The sequence below is a fragment of the Shewanella sp. 10N.286.52.B9 genome (assembly GCF_002873635.1).
Classification (GTDB): Bacteria; Pseudomonadota; Gammaproteobacteria; order Enterobacterales; family Shewanellaceae; genus Shewanella.
On record NZ_MCTY01000198.1, the window covers coordinates 17,744 to 34,176 of the forward strand.

General features: G+C 43.9%; 15 protein-coding genes. 3 read left to right on the forward strand and 12 right to left on the reverse strand.

What is annotated here, in order from left to right; all coding sequences use genetic code 11:
• Position 1 precedes the first annotated feature (1 nt).
• A complete protein-coding gene (dinF, locus tag BCU91_RS15545; protein ID WP_102531849.1) occupies positions 2-1,339 on the reverse strand; it encodes an MATE family efflux transporter DinF in 1,338 nt (445 codons plus the stop codon).
• A 9-nt stretch (positions 1,340-1,348) separates the two neighbouring features.
• On the opposite strand from dinF, the gene BCU91_RS15550 reads away from it, so the two are divergent.
• Complete coding sequence (locus tag BCU91_RS15550; RefSeq protein WP_102439437.1) at positions 1,349-2,395, forward strand: polysaccharide deacetylase family protein; 1,047 nt, start codon at positions 1,349-1,351, stop codon at positions 2,393-2,395.
• Positions 2,396-3,336: 941 nt separating this feature from the next.
• On the opposite strand, the gene BCU91_RS15555 is transcribed toward BCU91_RS15550, so the two are convergent.
• Together BCU91_RS15555 and BCU91_RS15560 are read right to left on the reverse strand one after the other, a co-directional pair.
• A complete protein-coding gene (locus tag BCU91_RS15555; RefSeq protein WP_102531850.1) occupies positions 3,337-4,596 on the reverse strand; it encodes a HAMP domain-containing sensor histidine kinase in 1,260 nt (419 codons plus the stop codon).
• Positions 4,593-5,279 (reverse strand): response regulator transcription factor, encoded by a 687-nt coding sequence (locus BCU91_RS15560; protein ID WP_102531851.1) that lies wholly within the window; start codon positions 5,277-5,279, stop codon positions 4,593-4,595. The genes BCU91_RS15555 and BCU91_RS15560 overlap by 4 nt, the downstream gene beginning before the upstream one ends.
• A 136-nt stretch (positions 5,280-5,415) precedes the next feature.
• On the opposite strand from BCU91_RS15560, the gene BCU91_RS15565 reads away from it, so the two are divergent.
• Positions 5,416-6,795, forward strand: coding sequence for a S41 family peptidase (locus BCU91_RS15565; protein WP_102531852.1), 1,380 nt, complete (start codon positions 5,416-5,418; stop codon positions 6,793-6,795).
• Between the two features lie 401 nt (positions 6,796-7,196).
• Here BCU91_RS15565 and BCU91_RS15575 read toward each other — a convergent pair whose 3' ends face one another.
• The 5 genes from BCU91_RS15575 to BCU91_RS15595 form a co-directional block, all read right to left on the reverse strand.
• Positions 7,197-7,829 (reverse strand): SCO family protein, encoded by a 633-nt coding sequence (locus BCU91_RS15575; protein WP_102440180.1) that lies wholly within the window; start codon positions 7,827-7,829, stop codon positions 7,197-7,199.
• Between the two features lie 112 nt (positions 7,830-7,941).
• Complete coding sequence (cyoE, locus tag BCU91_RS15580) at positions 7,942-8,847, reverse strand: heme o synthase (protein WP_102440128.1); 906 nt, start codon at positions 8,845-8,847, stop codon at positions 7,942-7,944.
• A 14-nt stretch (positions 8,848-8,861) separates the two neighbouring features.
• The gene (locus BCU91_RS15585; protein ID WP_102531853.1) at positions 8,862-9,842 is read right to left on the reverse strand and encodes a COX15/CtaA family protein; all 981 of its coding nucleotides are present in this window, start codon (positions 9,840-9,842) and stop codon (positions 8,862-8,864) included.
• Positions 9,842-10,396, reverse strand: a complete 555-nt coding sequence (locus BCU91_RS15590) for a hypothetical protein (RefSeq protein ID WP_102440130.1) — start codon at positions 10,394-10,396, stop codon at positions 9,842-9,844. The genes BCU91_RS15585 and BCU91_RS15590 overlap by 1 nt, the downstream gene beginning before the upstream one ends.
• Before the next feature lie 96 nt (positions 10,397-10,492).
• Positions 10,493-11,239: an SURF1 family protein gene (locus BCU91_RS15595; protein ID WP_347230784.1), complete on the reverse strand. Its 747-nt coding sequence runs from the start codon at positions 11,237-11,239 to the stop codon at positions 10,493-10,495.
• Positions 11,240-11,249: 10 nt separating this feature from the next.
• Here BCU91_RS15595 and BCU91_RS15600 point away from each other — a divergent pair, with 10 nt between their 5' ends.
• Positions 11,250-11,477, forward strand: a complete 228-nt coding sequence (locus tag BCU91_RS15600) for a DUF2909 family protein (RefSeq protein WP_076538217.1) — start codon at positions 11,250-11,252, stop codon at positions 11,475-11,477.
• Between the two features lie 10 nt (positions 11,478-11,487).
• Here BCU91_RS15600 and BCU91_RS15605 read toward each other — a convergent pair whose 3' ends face one another.
• Genes BCU91_RS15605 through coxB form a run of 4 tightly spaced genes read right to left on the reverse strand, consistent with a single transcriptional unit; the run spans position 11,488 to position 16,155 of the window.
• A complete protein-coding gene (locus tag BCU91_RS15605; RefSeq protein WP_102531855.1) occupies positions 11,488-12,363 on the reverse strand; it encodes a cytochrome c oxidase subunit 3 in 876 nt (291 codons plus the stop codon).
• Positions 12,360-12,923 (reverse strand): cytochrome c oxidase assembly protein, encoded by a 564-nt coding sequence (locus BCU91_RS15610; RefSeq protein WP_102440132.1) that lies wholly within the window; start codon positions 12,921-12,923, stop codon positions 12,360-12,362. Before BCU91_RS15610 ends, BCU91_RS15605 begins: the two co-directional genes overlap by 4 nt.
• A 1-nt stretch (position 12,924) precedes the next feature.
• The gene (ctaD, locus tag BCU91_RS15615; RefSeq protein WP_102531856.1) at positions 12,925-14,529 is read right to left on the reverse strand and encodes a cytochrome c oxidase subunit I; all 1,605 of its coding nucleotides are present in this window, start codon (positions 14,527-14,529) and stop codon (positions 12,925-12,927) included.
• Between the two features lie 9 nt (positions 14,530-14,538).
• The gene (gene coxB, locus BCU91_RS15620; RefSeq protein WP_102477281.1) at positions 14,539-16,155 is read right to left on the reverse strand and encodes a cytochrome c oxidase subunit II; all 1,617 of its coding nucleotides are present in this window, start codon (positions 16,153-16,155) and stop codon (positions 14,539-14,541) included.
• Positions 16,156-16,433 lie beyond the last annotated feature (278 nt).

Here is a 16,433-nt window from a genome sequence, read left to right on the forward strand (position 1 = left end):
CTTATAGCTGTTTAAAGCAGTCACTGTAGCGGTAATGCAGTGCTAACGACAGGCTACGGCATAACATAAAGGCGCTCATGGCGGCCCACAGGGCATTATTGCCGTATTCTTGAAGTAAATACCAACAGGGAAAAAACACCCCAAAGGTCGATAAAATCATGCTATTACGCATCATTTTACCTTGAGCTGCGCCAATATAAACCCCATCAAATAAGTAGGACCCAAATGCCAGCAATGGCATGAATACCAACCAGATCAAGTAATGCTCGGCTTGTTGTTGCACCAGCTCAATATTGGTGAGTAAGCCAATGATATTGCTACCCGCAAAATAAAATAACAGGCTAAAGCCTAAGGCAAATAGCGCTGACCAACTCGCAGCAAGGGTCACTGAGTCATGTAATAAATTGAGGTTTTTTTGCCCCACCGCGCGGCCCACTTCGGCTTCGGCATAATAAGCTATGCCATCTAAGGCGTAAGAGATCAGCATCAGTAAATTAAGCAGCACCGCATTAGCGGCAATGATGTCATCACCTAAGCCCGCACCGTAAAAAGTCATAAAGGTAAAGCTGGCTTGCAAACATAAACTGCGAATAAAGATATCGCGATTTAATTTTAATAAGCGTGAATAGCCTTTTAAGCTGATATGAACCATTAACTGACGCAAACTAAAATCAGCCTGTTGATATAAAACGCGTTTTACAATGACAGCTGCAACGGTAAAGGCACACATATCAGCGATAACAGAGGCAAGCGCGGCGCCTTTTACATTCCAATTTAGGCCAATCACAAACACTACATCTAAAACGATATTGACGATATTGGCGATGATTAACTGCCACATTGCCGCCTTGGGCGCTTGCCTGCCCAGTAACCAGCCAAGTAACACCAAATTTAAGAGTGCAAATGGCACCGACCAAATACGAATTTCTACGTACTCGCGGCAAAATTGCTGCACCTGCGCACTGGCTTGGCTTAAAGACATGGCAAAATCGAGCAGCGGTTGCTGCAATAACACTGCTGCGCCACCAAACAGCAATGCAAGGCAAGCGCCTTGCACCAGCAATTTTTGCTGAGTTACGGTATCATTAGCGCCGTAAGCTTGGGCGACCAGCCCCGTGGTGGACATGCGCAAAAAGCCCAGCAACCAGACAATTAAAGTAATAATTGTGCTGCCAAGCGCCACCCCGCCTAAATAATAGGCCTCACTTAAATGGCCGATGACTGCGGTATCGACTAAACCTAATAACGGTATGGTGATATTCGATAAAATCATCGGCAAGGCTAAAGCAAAAAGCTGCCGGTTTTTTTCGCTGTTAAAAAGTAATGCTTTTATGGACATAGGAATAATATGTTAAAACGAACTCTATTGGGGTTATTGTGGTTAATATCACTTAATGCCAATGCCGTGGTGATCTTGCAATATCATCATGTGTCAGAAACTACACCTGCAAGTACCAGTGTGACGCCAGCTCAATTTGAAGAGCAAATGCAATACCTTGCTGAAAACGAGTTTACCATCATTCCATTAACCCAAGCGGTAAATGCGCTAAAGAATAACACGCCATTAGCGGATAAAAGCATCGTTATTACCTTTGATGATGGCTATGACAGTATCGGTATGGCTGCGGCGCCCATATTAGCCAAATATGATTTTCCTTATACAGTATTTGTGTCAGTAGAGCCGATTGAAAAAGGTTATCGCGGCATGATGAGTTGGGATGATATTAAAACGCTCACTGAAAAGGGCGCTACAATCGCCAACCATAGCTGGGCCCATGAGCATCTAAATCGTAAGCTTGATGGCGAATCTAAGCAGCAATGGCTTGATAGAATCGAAGCAAACTTGCTAGCAACGGAAGCGGAAATTAACAAGCATACCGGTCAGAGTGTAAAAATGCTGGCTTACCCATATGGTGAGTACAATAGCGATGTTGAAGATATTCTGAAAAAGCACGCCTTTATTGGTTTAGGGCAACAATCTGGCGCCGCGGGAAAATACTCAATACTGACTGCGCTGCCACGTTTTCCTGTGGCGGGCCCATATGCTGATTTAGACAGTTTAAAAGTCAAGTTTACTAGCCTCAATATGCCGGTGGTGAAGCAAAATATCACTGACCCACAGTTAAGCCAAGGTCAGTGGCGACCTGAGCTAACCGTTGAGCTGGACACCACTGATATTTACCCGCATCAGGTGATGTGTTTTGTCCAAGGCCAAGGCGCTAAAAAGCCGACTTGGGTTTCTGAAACTGAGTTTAATATTCAAGCTTCAGCAAACTTACCTGCAGGTCGAAGCCGTTATAACTGCACTGCACCGAGTAAAACTAAGTCAGGTTATTATTGGTTTTCGCAAGCCTGGTTAAGACCGAATAATGATGGCAGTTGGCCGACAGAATAACTTCTTTCTTTGGGTGCTATTTTTCCAAACTCCGTTTGGATTAACATCGTGGTTTTTCCACCCACACCCGACCAAAAGGGTATCAACAGCAATACCCTCTATACTCTTTATTAAAGAATTAGGCCCTGCCGCCCCCGACGAAAAATGCTGAAAAGCGCATGATTTTCGATGGGGATTGATCCAGCTTTCAACGTCGTTTGTAAACCGCTTCGGTCACCTCTTTATTGCAAAGAGTGAAAATGCTAACGCTTCCGATGGTGCATCCCTGCACCGCGAAAGCTATGCTCACATCCATGTGAGCATCACGCTATTTTCTTCAACGCCCTCAATTCAAATTGAGCCTTTTAGCAGATTAGACTCTTGATCTTTTGAGCCTTTTAGCTCTTAAATTTATCACGAATACAGTCAAATCGAAGAAATGAAAATCCCAGTGTAGATGCAGCAGCGAGCTTCCAAAACAGGGATGTTTTGGCAGAGCTTACATGGACGTACTTGCAGCGTCTCGCAGTTGTATCTGCACATAAGCTCGCTCTTTCACATCTGACCCATAGGGATTTGGGAAATGTCATGATGATGTCGGGAACATCATTGACCATGTGATCGCGACATTTGTATATCCTATACATTACCTGCGGCAGGCAATGGATTAGATTGAAGTGATGATCTAGCATAACTGAGCCAATTAAAATGAAGTATAAATTTGGTGCTGGTAACTCGTTTATGCCCCTTTATTAGCTTCGCCGAACAAATTAGCGTATCCAATCATTCGTAATTTGCCCAAATAAAGCTAATGTGAGAACGGTGATATTTATGCAGTAAAAGTGTATTCAAATCTCGATTGGGGAAGTCACTTTGTGACAAAAGGAATTTTGTATTAGAGAATAAAGATACAACAAAAAGAGACTGCCTACGTGCTTTGTCTTTTCTCTCTCTTTTTCAACTCAATCCGTAAGTGGCATTGCGATCGCCACGATAAAAAAGTGTCGTTGCCCCTCTTGCTGATTCCTAAGCTCTAATGCTCCATCGTGAAACTGCACAATGCGCTGCACTAGATTGAGCCCCTGCCCAATGCCATCGCTTGCTTTGCCTTTGACTCTGGCTTGAGTCACATTGAGGGGAACTGGCTCGTTCACCGGGTTTTTAAACTGTAATTCATTTCCCTGCCACGAGATCTGTAACCGCTTTTCACCTGCGTGTTTTACGGCATTGATAATTAGGTTATTCAGTAACAATTTCAGTAATACTGGGCTAGCTAGGATCCGAGTCTTTGCAAGTACCTGAATATCGATATTAAAGTCTTCTTGGTTTTGCAAATCAGGCAGGGAAAGTACGCTTCTTTCAATGGCGAACAATAGCTTAACTCGCTTTTTTTGACTGGACTCTTCTCTTGCTAGGGTGGTTAACACATTCAGGATCTGGTGCTGTTGTTCGACGGCCTTATTCAGTTGTTGGCTATATTTACTGGGTAATAGTTTTTGTTCGTTACATTCCCTTAGCGCGTTTTTTAGAATTGTCACCGGCGTTCGTAATTCATGGCTGATGTCTCGGGTAAACTGCTTTTCTCTGTCCAAAGTCAGATGCAAACGCTCCAACAGTTTCTTCAGAGATCCTGCCAGAGAGCGCACTTCATTATCGGGAAAAGTGTCTGTAAAACCCGAGGGCAGCTCGTCGAGTGACTGAATGTTAAACATGATTTCACTGAGCCGATTTAGCGGCGCAGTAATGTTGCGAATAAATCGATAAACCAACCAAGATCCCACTGCGATGAGCATCAATACAAAAATCAGAAACAAGGGGATAACCAGCGGCCAGGAGCGATCATTGACCCCTAGACCACTCACCTTAGACACCAAGATAACCTGTTTTTTCTCGTCGAGCCTAAATGGAAACACATGGATATCTATGCCGTCAGGGAGTGTATATTCGACTCTATTGGGCTCATCGCTTTGTTGTACGACTATGTCCGCAGACAAGTCCTGCCAACGGGATACCAGATACATGTAGGGATAACGAGGACTGACAATCTCTCCTTGTGCCTGATATTGCGACTGTATGTATTTGGCTTCGCTGTATAGCTGCTCATTGAAGATGTTGTCTTCAATCATGTAGGCATAAAAGATGGTGATAGCAATCAATAGGCTAGTAAGAAAAAAGCTAAACAGCAGAAAAAGGCGCTGTAACTGTGAGCCGATACTCTTCACGCTTGCTCCTGCAATCTATAACCCACTCCGTGTATTGTCTTTAACATGGAATGGGAAAAAGGTTTGTCCAGAGCCTGCCTAAGAGTATAGATATGAGACTTGAGCACATCGCTATCTGGAAAATCCTCTCCCCACAACTTGTCCAGCAGCTCAGTGCGGCTAACTGGGGCTGGATGTGCCTGAGCCAAAGTCATCAGGATTTGCCTGTCCTTTTGACTTAAATTCAGCTTTGTTCCCTCTCGAAAGATATCTTTAGTGATCTGATTAATTTGCAGAGGGCCGATATTAATTTCTTGGGTTTGATGTAACACATTCCTGCGAGCTAGGGCTTGGCATCTTACCAGTACTTCCGAAGCTTCATAGGGTTTAGTCACATAATCGTCTGTACCCGCTTCAAAACCTTCCAGCTTTTCATGTAACGCATCCCGGGCCGTTAACATCAACACAGGAATGATAGTTGTGGCATCCGACTTTATCTGCTGGCAGACTTGAATGCCGTCAATATCCGGTAATGAAAGATCCAGAATCACCACGTCGTAACGATTTTCCTTACAAAATCTGATACCAGACTCACCGTTATAGGCATAATCAACCCGATAGCCTGTTTCAGTAAAATAATCTCCCAGCTGTTGGGCTAATAAGGCATTATCTTCGATAATGAGCAATGATAATTTAAAATCCATTATTTTTAGGGGCCATTTTATATTTAAGATACTTGCTACCAAAAGATTACTTTTGTTTGTTTATTTATTTCTTGACCTTTTCTTTACCACTCCTTTGCTAAATTGCTGACAACTTTTTAAGGAGGGGTAACTAATTATGCGAACAGTATTACTATTCATTATGATTTTGGCAACAACGGGATGCGGCATGGGAATGGATGCATGGATACACGATGATGTGAATGACGATTTCACGAAACAAAGCTTTGATCAAAAAGCATTACAGGAAGATTTGGCCTATTTACAAACTCAAATGGCGGCAAGGCATCCGGTTTATCATGAGTTGACAGACGAGAAAGCCATTAATGAAAAGTTTGCGACTATGAGCAGCAAAATTAAAAACGAGATGAGTCGTGGTGAATATTTTCGTTTGATTGGCACCATCAATCCCTATTTTAGAGATGGCCATAGCCTACTGTTCCCGTTACTGGCTGAAGGAACCTATGCAGAAGACAAAAAACAAAACCTCTTCCCCTTTGGCGTATTTACTCAAAACCATTCTCTGTATATCAACAAGGTCTATAAAAATAAGTCCACCGGTGCATTAATAGAAAAAGGAACGAAAGTGGTCTCTATCAACGGTGTGGCCGGCGAGACGATTCTGAAACAGCTTGCGGAATATGGCCATGGAGAAACCGCCAACCTAAGAATGCACATGAGCACCCTATTATTTCACTACTGGTTAAATGCGATTTATGAATGGCGCGGCAACTTTAAGCTGGTTTTGGAACACGACAACAAGCAAGAAACCATGATGCTTTCCAGTCATGGGAATTGGGAGAGTGAACAAAACAAGCTGAGCGATAACTGGCTAAAAATCATTGCTAACCAGAATGCCTACTTAAAACTTGGCACCTTCGATGTGGACGAAGAGTCAGGCTTCGAAGACTTTGTTGAAGACGCTTTCGCTAAGATAAAAGAAATGAAAGTAGCAAAGCTAATTATTGATGTCAGAGGTAACACTGGTGGACAGTCCGATGCGGGGGCGGAGGTGATTAGTTACCTCACTGATAAAAAACTCAACCAAGCCTCTTCCGTTATTGAAAAACTATCTAACGATAATAATGGACTGTTTGGCTACAAAGGTAAGCCAGGTGAAATCATTGAGCTAGATGTTATCGGCAGCCAAATCATCGAGCCTGTCGAACCATCTAAAAGGTTCAAAGGTGAAGTGGTCGTGCTGATTGACGAGATGACCTACTCAGCAGGAATCGTTTTTGCCACCACGCTACAAGATCACAAAGTAGCGAAATTAGTGGGGCAGCCCACAGGTGGGCACGCCAATCAGACTGGCAACCTGAACCCTTTTTACTTACCTAATACTAAATTACTTGTCTTAGCACCTAGCCGCTACATAACCCGAGTGTCAGGTGATACTAGTAAGCAAAGCATACAACCAGATGTGATTGTGAATAAAGGCAAAGACACGACTGTGGACATGACTTTGCAGGTCAGCCAAGAGTTATTTTCTAATTAACCTCAGTTCTGCTCAAGCGAGAACTCGCCTTTCGTTAGATTTAAACCAGGTTTTTGGGGTTGATAAGCATAGTCAATCAACTCGGCTGTAACTTCTAACATAAAGTTTATAGGACTGCGGTGCTGACTATGCTCAATTTGAGAAATATTCTTAAGGTACGCATTGTAGTGGCCAACTCATATTGGCCACATTCTTAGAATTTAACTAGAACAATCGATCTGCTCCATTAGGTGCTTCGGAAAACTAAATTACTTTTTCTAATCTATATTCGGTCACCTAGACCAAATACTCTAACGCATTTCTGTCCACAAATGAGTTACTACATCAGTCCTCGTCAAAACAAAAAGCCTCAATATTTTCATATTGAGGCTTTGTTATATTTCAATACCTATATAAAAACCTTAAGCACTTTCAATAATCTGCTTTAGATCCGCAACCAGCTCTTTATTCAAAATCTGTGGTATTTTCCCGGGTTGGGCTTTAGGTTTAAACACTGCAAACTTTTCCCCTTGTGGTGATACTAAAACATAGCTGGCGCTGTGATCCACTTGGTAATCTTCGCCGTCGCCAACCATGGCGTAGGCAAAACCTAAATCACGAGTAAAAGGAAATAGCTGAGCGTGATCGGCAGTAACGGCTTTGAAATCGCGGTTAAAAAAATTGATGTAATCTAAACGTTTAGTTTGGCTGTCCCTTGCGGGGTCCACTGACACAAATACCACTTGAATATTGTCGCTTACTGCTTGCAACTCTGGGTAGGCGGCATTGAGTTTATTAAGGGTTGTTGGGCAAACATCTGGGCATGAAGTAAAGCCGACAAACACTAAACTCCACTTACCTAAAAGCTGCTCATTGGTAAAGGTATTCCCCAATTGGTCTTGCATACTAAAAGGTGCCAGTGGTCTTGGGTTATCAAACAAATAACTTGTTTCAAGTGCCAGATCCGGCCTTGATTTAGTGGCAGTGGCGATTGTTGCGGATGAACTTTTTTGACTAGGGAAAAGCGTAGCAACAGCGACGCCCAAGCCCAGCATAATGAAAGCTAACGCGATAATTTTTTTCACTCATTCACTCCATTGTTTTTATCTTTACGTTCACTGTTTTTATCTTCAACTTCACCATGGCGATAAGCACTGATAAAGCGAGTTATACCCATAAGTAGTGATCAACTAATAGCACTAAAAATAAAATCATTAAGTGATAAATCGAGAACTTAAACACATCCATCGCCAGCCCTGGTTTGTCGTGATACTTAAGTTGCCAGGCTTTATAAATAAAGCCACAACTTAGAATGGTTGAACCCACAAGATAAACGGGGCCACACATGCCAACCAGTACTGGCAATAAACAGGCAATAGCCAGTAACAAGGTATATAACAAGATACAAGTTTTAGTAAACTCAACCCCATGGGTGACTGGCAGCATTGGGACATCGACTTTGGCGTATTCTTTTCTACGGTGAATCGCCAGTGCCCAAAAATGCGGCGGCGTCCAAGTGAAGATGATGATAACAAGTAATAGTGCGTTTCCATGTAATTCGTTGGTGACAGCAGTCCAACCCAATAAAGGTGGCATTGCCCCAGCTAAGCCGCCAATGACGATATTTTGCGGGGTAGCGCGCTTAAGATAAGCTGTATACACCACAGCATAACCGATTAAACTGGCAAAGGTTAACCATGCGGTAAGTGGGTTAACTAAGGTATACAAAATAACAAAACCGCCTAAGCCGATAGAAGTGGCAAAGGTCATGGCTTTGATTACCGAGACCTTGCCTTTTGGTAATGGGCGGTTATAGGTACGCGCCATTAAACCATCAATGCGGCGATCAATTAAGTGGTTATAAGCCGCCGCTGCACCCGCCATCATGGCTATGCCTATCATGCCAAAGATAAGCGGCTGCAATGGCACTGCGCCGGGCAATGCTAAGCACATTCCCACCAGTACTGTCAGTAACATCAGGGCGACCACTTTGGGTTTGGTCATTTCAAAATAGGCGCGCCAAGGTAATTGCGCGCTGCTGGTGCTTGCTGGTATAGACAGAGATTTAGCCATAATAGAATCCTTGCTTAAGCTTTACGCCACAGCGCGTAGTTGATGAAAATAACGGTAAGTAACAATAGCGCTGCGCCGCCGTTGTGCGATACAGCAATCCCTAAAGGCAAATGCATGACAATATTGCTGATGCCAAGGCCCACTTGAATGATCACTAGGGCAAATAACAGCCAAGCACTTTTACGTATTGTGCGAGAGCGTGCTTTAAGTAATTTAAATCCTAACCACACTAAACAGGCAGCGGTAATCACGCCCCAAATACGATGAGTAACATGGATTGTCATGCGGGCAGGGTATTCCAATACGCCATATTCAAAGCTTGGATGTGTCCCTTGAAACGGTGAAAAAGCATCAGCAAATTGCAGATTATCGACCCAGTTACCTTCACATATTGGCAGGGCGGTACAGGCTAATGCTGCGTAATTCGATGACGTCCAGCCGCCCAAAATAATTTGAACCGCCAGTACAATTAAGCAGACCATGGCAAAGGGGGCGAGTTTTCTGGCATAAGTATCGCCGCCGGGGATCCGCAGTGGCCGGGTACGTAAATACAGCAGTAGCAGTAAAGCGAATAAACTAAAGCCACCAATTAAATGCCCCATGACTACGATGGGCATTAATTTCATGGTGACGGTCCACATACCTAAGGCGGCTTGAAAGAGCAGTAGGGCGGAAATCAGTATGGGTAGCTTTTTGGGCGCATCGGCTCTTTTTAAGCAGATGATAAGGATGGTTAAAATCAGTAATCCAAGAGTGCCAGCGATATAGCGGTGGATCATTTCCAGCCACGCCTTGTCAGGCTCTAGCGTTTGATTTGGGAATGCAGTCTCAACTTTTGCTATTGCATCAGGCGCGCTAGGCACCACAAGATGACCATAGCAACCTGGCCAATCAGGGCAGCCAAGGCCTGCATCTGACAGCCGAGTGTAGGCACCCATTAATATCACCGTAAAGGTAAATACTAAGGTAAATTTGAGCAGGTTTTTTATCACCATTACCCGACCCTCGATAGTTTAAGCATCTTACGTAAATCGCCAATCATCGACTTACCTTGGGCAATATTTTCTTGCTCGCCCATAATACCTGGGTATTTCATGACTAGGCTACCAAGGGGATCGACAATAATCATTTGCTGCTCTGTCAGTAATGCGGCCATTGCAGGGCTGGCACTGGCTGTAGCAAACGGCACTTGCAGTTTAGTTAAAATTGCGGTGTCGCTATCTGGGGTGAGTAAAATAATTGGGCTGACGCGATCTTGATGTTTACCTAAGGCGATATGGCTTTGATGCATGACATACAAACGTTGCTGACATTGTTCTAGGCATTGGTTTGGTAATAAATACACCAGCTGCCACATATGCGGCTGCGGGTTGGTCATGGCTAAGGTTTGATAATTAAGTTGTGCGCCGATTAGCTCACCTTTGTTAGTGGCGGCGCCGTTATATAAATCTAGGCTCAAGACTAATTTAGCCATAGCCACCGGTAAAATAAATACCAGCAGCAGTAGATATAATGTCTTGTTACCTTTAGGTTTTGCTGGGGAGTTCATACTTGCTCCTCTTGTTACGACTGTTTTTGTTATAGGATGAGTTTTTACTTAAGTCACTATTTTTAATTTAGTTACTCTTGTATTTAGGTTTTAACTTTAGGTCTTCATTTTAGGCTTAAATGTTTTCCAACCAAGCCATAGCATTAGCGATAAAAATACTGCTGCCATGGTGAACCATTGCAATGCATAGCCTTGGTGTTTTTGGGCTGACAGTGGAATAGGTGTCCATGGTTTTGCTAGTGTCATGTTCGGTGTTATATCTGGCTGCAGTACTGCCGGTGCCAGTTGATGACCTATTTTCTCTGCTAAGGCCACGAGATTTAAATTTTGAAAACGGATCACGTCACGGTTTTCTACTGTAAATTGTTCCACATAAAGTTGGTCACTTAAGGGATTGGTTTGGCGCTGATACACTCGACCTGTGAGCTGATATTGCGCCGCAGGCAATGGCGCTAAATCGGGTAATATGCGGCGGTCTTTATTCGCTGCAGTAAAGCCTAGTTCAACCAGTAGCCATGGCTCTGTGGCTGATATTGCAAATACTTGATAAGCCAGATAACCCACTTGGCCGTTATAAACTTGATTATCAAGCAGTAATATTTGTTCATTAACGGGCTTAGCGGTGACGTTAATGCGATAACCCGTTAGTGGACCGCTGCTATCTAGCGTTAAAAAAGTGTGGTAATCCAATTCACTGGACGCTTGCCTTTCACTTAAGGTGGCTTGCCAAGCTTGTTTTTGAATTCCTCTATCAAGTTGCCATAAACCGAGCTTGACCAAAATAGAAAACACACTCACAGTAACAACTAGCAATAACCCAGTAGAAAGTCGCCAAACGCGCAAAGGAGAGCCCGTGGGAACCTTAGATACCTTAGTTATTTTCAAGCTTGTTTTAGTACTGCTGCTTGTATTCATATTATTTAATTTAGCCAGAGCCCTATTTATTATGGTTAAAGCGGAAAATAAACAATCTATGAGCCAATATTTAGGTCGTCGAGTGATCTTTTCTGCGTTAGTGATGTTGTTATTGTTACTGGCCTTAGGATTTGGCTGGATAAGCCCAAATCCTAGACCTTATTAGCTTTGCAGCCTTATAAGACGTACACGAAAATAAATAAGCATAACCACACCACATCAACAAAATGCCAATACCAACTTCCGGATTGAAAGGCGAAATGATTATCTGGGGTGAAGTGACCTTTCAATACTCTAAAGAACAGGATTATTAGAAATACTGTGCCTAAGGTGACGTGCATACCGTGAAAGCCAGTTAGCAAAAAGAAGGTGTTACCATAAATCCCTGAGGTGAGTGTGAGCCCCATTTCTTGGTAGGCATGGACATACTCTTCAACTTGTAAAAACAAGAAGCCGATACCCAGCAAAATAGTCAGTCCTAACCAAACCTTCAGTGCGCCACGTTTTGATTTTTCTAACGACACATGGGCAAAGTGCAAGGTGACTGAAGAGGTCAGTAGAATGAGGGTGTTATACAGCGGCAATCCGCCCCAACCCATGGCTTCAGTGGTGGTACCATCTGGGGTTTTCACTAGCGGCCAAATGGCTTCAAATGTTGGCCACAATACCTCATGGGTCATGGCATTATTTGATGCACCGCCGAGCCAAGGTATTGCTACCATTCGAGCGTAAAACAATGCCCCAAAAAATGCCCCGAAAAACATGATTTCTGAGAAAATAAACCAGCTCATGCCTTGTCTAAAAGAGCGATCCATTTGCGCTGAATATAAACCTGACATTGACTCATCAATGATATTTTTAAACCAGCCAAACAGCATAAATATAATTACAGCAATACCCGCGATTAGGGTGTAGCCGCCAGAAGATTCTTCAGTTGAAAGTTGTTGGATGTAGGTACCTGCGCCAAATGCAATCAGAAATAATCCGATAGCGCCGGTAATTGGCCAGATACTTTGCGCTGGCACGTAGTAGTTTTCATGTTTTGTTGTCATCTTGCTGCTCCTTGCTCTATGGCTGCAGTCTGCTTGTCTGTAATATCATAGAGGGTATAAGAGAGAGTCAAAGTGTTAATGGATTCAGGTAAATCCGCATCCACGTAAAAAATTAACGGTAATTCAGCATCGGCCATTGCTGCTAGGGGTTGCTGATTGAAGCAAAAGCACTCGGTCTTATTAAAATAAGCCGCGCCTTGGCCTGGCGATACCGAGGGTATTGCTTGGCCTACGAGGTTATTTGAAGATAAGTTTTTCGCTAAAAACGCAGTACGTGTGAGTTCGCCGGGGTGAACCTGCATGCGGTTCACTTTTGGCACAAACTCCCACGGCATATTGCTTTGTACTTGGGCAATAAACTCAATGGTTACAGTACGGTCTTTATCAATCACCACAGCCTCATAACTGCTGGCAGTACTTTGGGTTTTTCCATTAATCCCCAAGGCATCGCAAAGCACGTCATACAAAGGCACTAGCGCAAAACCAAAGCCGAACATACCTATTGAACCCAGTACTAGGCCAATAAGTAAATTACGGTTTGATTTTGTTGGCTGGCTCATATCATTTAACCTCTGGTGGGGTGGTAAATGAGTGATAAGGCGCAGGACTGGCAATAGTCCACTCTAACCCTTCAGCACCTTCCCATGGCTTATCCACAGCTTTTTCGCCGCCCTTGATACATTTCAGTACCACAGCGAGGAAAATCAGTTGTGATAAACCAAAGGCAAAACCACCAATAGAGACAATTTGGTTTACGTCAGCAAATTGAATTGCATAGTCTGGAATACGACGTGGCATGCCTGCTAAGCCTAAAAAGTGCATTGGGAAAAACAGTACATTCACTGAAATAACACTGCACCAGAAATGCCAACGACCTAATGTTTCGCTATACATGTATCCTGTCCATTTCGGTAGCCAGTAATATGCTGCAGCCATAATGGAGAATACTGCGCCAGTAACCAGTACATAATGAAAATGCGCTACCACAAAGTAAGTATCATGGTATTGGAAATCCGCTGGGGTGATCGCTAGCATCAAGCCAGAGAAGCCACCGATGGTGAATAAGATGATGAATGCAATGGCGAACAGCATCGGGGTTTCGAAGGTGATTGAGCCGCGCCACATAGTTGCAACCCAGTTAAACACTTTCACCCCAGTAGGTACTGCGATTAACATGGTGCAGTACATGAAGAATAGCTCTGCAAATACTGGCATCCCGGTGGTGAACATGTGATGCGCCCAAACTAGGAAGGACAAAATCGCAATACTTGAGGTGGCGTATACCATGGAGGCATAACCGAAAAGCTTTTTACGGCTAAAGGTGGGAATAATGGCCGAGATAATCCCGAATGAAGGTAAAATCATGATGTAGACTTCGGGGTGGCCAAAGAACCAGAAAATATGCTGGAACATCACAGGGTCGCCGCCGCCAGCAGCATCAAAGAAGCTGGTGGCAAAGTATTTATCAGTCAGTACCATGGTTACTACACCTGCCAATACCGGCATCACTGCTATTAGCAAGAAGGCGGTAATCAGCCAAGTCCAGACGAACAATGGCAGCTTCATCCAAGTCATACCCGGAGCACGCATATTAACAATGGTCACCACCACGTTAATAGCACCCATGATCGAGCTTATGCCCATAATGTGAACTGAGAACACAAATAATGCTGTGCTATCAGGGCTATAGGTTGTTGACAGTGGTGCATAGAAAGTCCAGCCAAAGTTGGGGCCTCCACCTTCCATAAATAGCGAGCTAAGTAGAATCGCAAACGCGAAAGGTAAAATCCAAAAGCTCCAGTTATTCATCCGCGGTAGTGCCATATCTGGCGCACCAATCATCATTGGAATGAGCCAGTTAGCTAAGCCGGTAAAGGCTGGCATGACTGCGCCAAATACCATAATCAAGCCATGGACTGTGGTCATTTGGTTAAAAAAGTTAGGTTCAACTAACTGTAAACCGGGTTGGAATAACTCAGCACGAATGACCATGGCCATTGCGCCGCCGGTTAAAAACATAATGAAACTAAACCACAGATACATTGAACCAATATCTTTATGGTTAGTGGTTAAAACCCAGCGCATAATGCCTTTTGGCGCCCCATGATGATGGTCATCATGGTGATCGTCGTGAGCGGCTGGTGAATCTTGTGTAATTGTGCTCATTTTAATCCCTTACTTTCCGTGACCAACAACATCAGCAGCCTGAACTGCATCGCCAGAGTTATTACCCCAGGCATTTCGCTCATAAGTCACCACTGCAGCAAGCTGTTGTGGCGTAAGTAGCGAGTTAAATGCTTGCATTGCCGTGCCAGGTTTACCATTGATGACAATATTAAGATGATCCGTCACTGGACCGACGATGAGTGGGCTGCCTACTAATGAAGGGAACGCGCCAGGTAAGCCAGTACCAGCAGCTTGGTGACATGCAGCGCAGCTAGTCATATAGACTTGCTCGCCCATGGTCATTAACTCATCCATCGTCAAGTCATCCAATACCACAGCTTTAACTTCTGCTGCTTGTGTTGCCGCTTCAGTCACAGCTTGTGTTGCAGTGTCTTCAAGTTGTTCAGCTGTAGGTAAGCTTGCTGGTAAAGTCACAGGCGTTGACGTGTCTGCGGTAGAAGTGCCTGCACTAGGAGCGTCAGCAGTGGTTGGTGTAGCGCTAGAATTTGTCCCATTGCCACTCACATCAGCCGCTTGCACGGTATCGCCAGAGTCATTACCCCAAGCATTACGCTCATAAGTGACTACTGCAGCAATTTCAGTTGCCGTTAGCTGCTTGGCAAACGCTTGCATCGCAGTGCCAGGCTTACCATTAACGACAATATCGATATGGCCAGACACTGGGCCTTTAATCATTGGACTGCCAATTAGGGAAGGGAAGACGCCAGGTAAACCAGCACCATTAGGTTGGTGGCAAGCCGCGCAGCGACCCATGTAGATTTGTTCGCCTTGGGCCATTAACTCGTCATAGCTAAGGGTTTGGCTCAGTGAGGCTTGTGCAGCGGCTTTAGCATCAGCAGCAAATTGCTTTTGGTCGATTAGCCATTGGTCAAAGTCTGCTTCAGAAACGGCTTCAACAACAATAGGCATAAAGCCATGATCTTTACCGCATAGTTCGGCACATTGGCCTCGATAAGTACCTATTTTATCGATTTTAGTCCAAGCTTCATTGATGAAACCAGGATTTGCATCTTTTTTAACGGCAAATGCTGGTACCCACCAAGAGTGGATAACGTCATCCGAGGTCATTAAAAAACGTACTTTACGATTTATTGGTAAAACCAGCGGCTTATCGACCTCTAAAAGATAGGTGTCGGTTTTATCTGCGGTGCCAGTAATTTGGTCTGCTGGGGTAGATAATAAACTGAAAAACTCGACATCTTCATTGAAATAGCTGTAATGCCATTTCCATTGAGAGCCCGTCACTTTGACTGTCAGTTCAGCATCGCTGGGATCTTCCATAGCAATCAGCGTTTTTGTTGCTGGGATTGCCATGCCAATTAGGATTAGAAATGGCAATACTGTCCAAGCTATTTCAACCTTGGTACTGTCATGAAAGTCGGCTGCAACTGCACCCTTAGATTTTCTGTGATAGATCATGGAATAAATCATGATCCCAAAGACCACGACACCAATGGCGCAACAGATATACAAAATAATCATATGCAGGTCGTAAACCTGGCCACTGATCTCTGTTACACCTTGAGTCATGTTTAAGGGCATCTCTGCCGCTGTGAGTGGGGTTGCAAGCAACGCCACCATTAATCCGTACAACAATCGCTTCACAAGACTACTCCTCTGCTAATTGCGAATTGCAATTACAAAGAAAAGCCACACAGTAATACTCTGCTCTATGCAAACTTTTCATACCCGAAAAAGTTTGATCATTTCAAAGTACACGGTGGCTTTGAGCTTGAAAACTCAATTATGTTATTACGTTACGGTGCCACACTTGTACCTAATACTGAACTTATCAATTATATTTGACGCTTTACATTCAAGGCTTTCTATACCGCACGGTACCAGCTCAATCTTTTAATAGCGTTTGTATCTTTTTGACATTT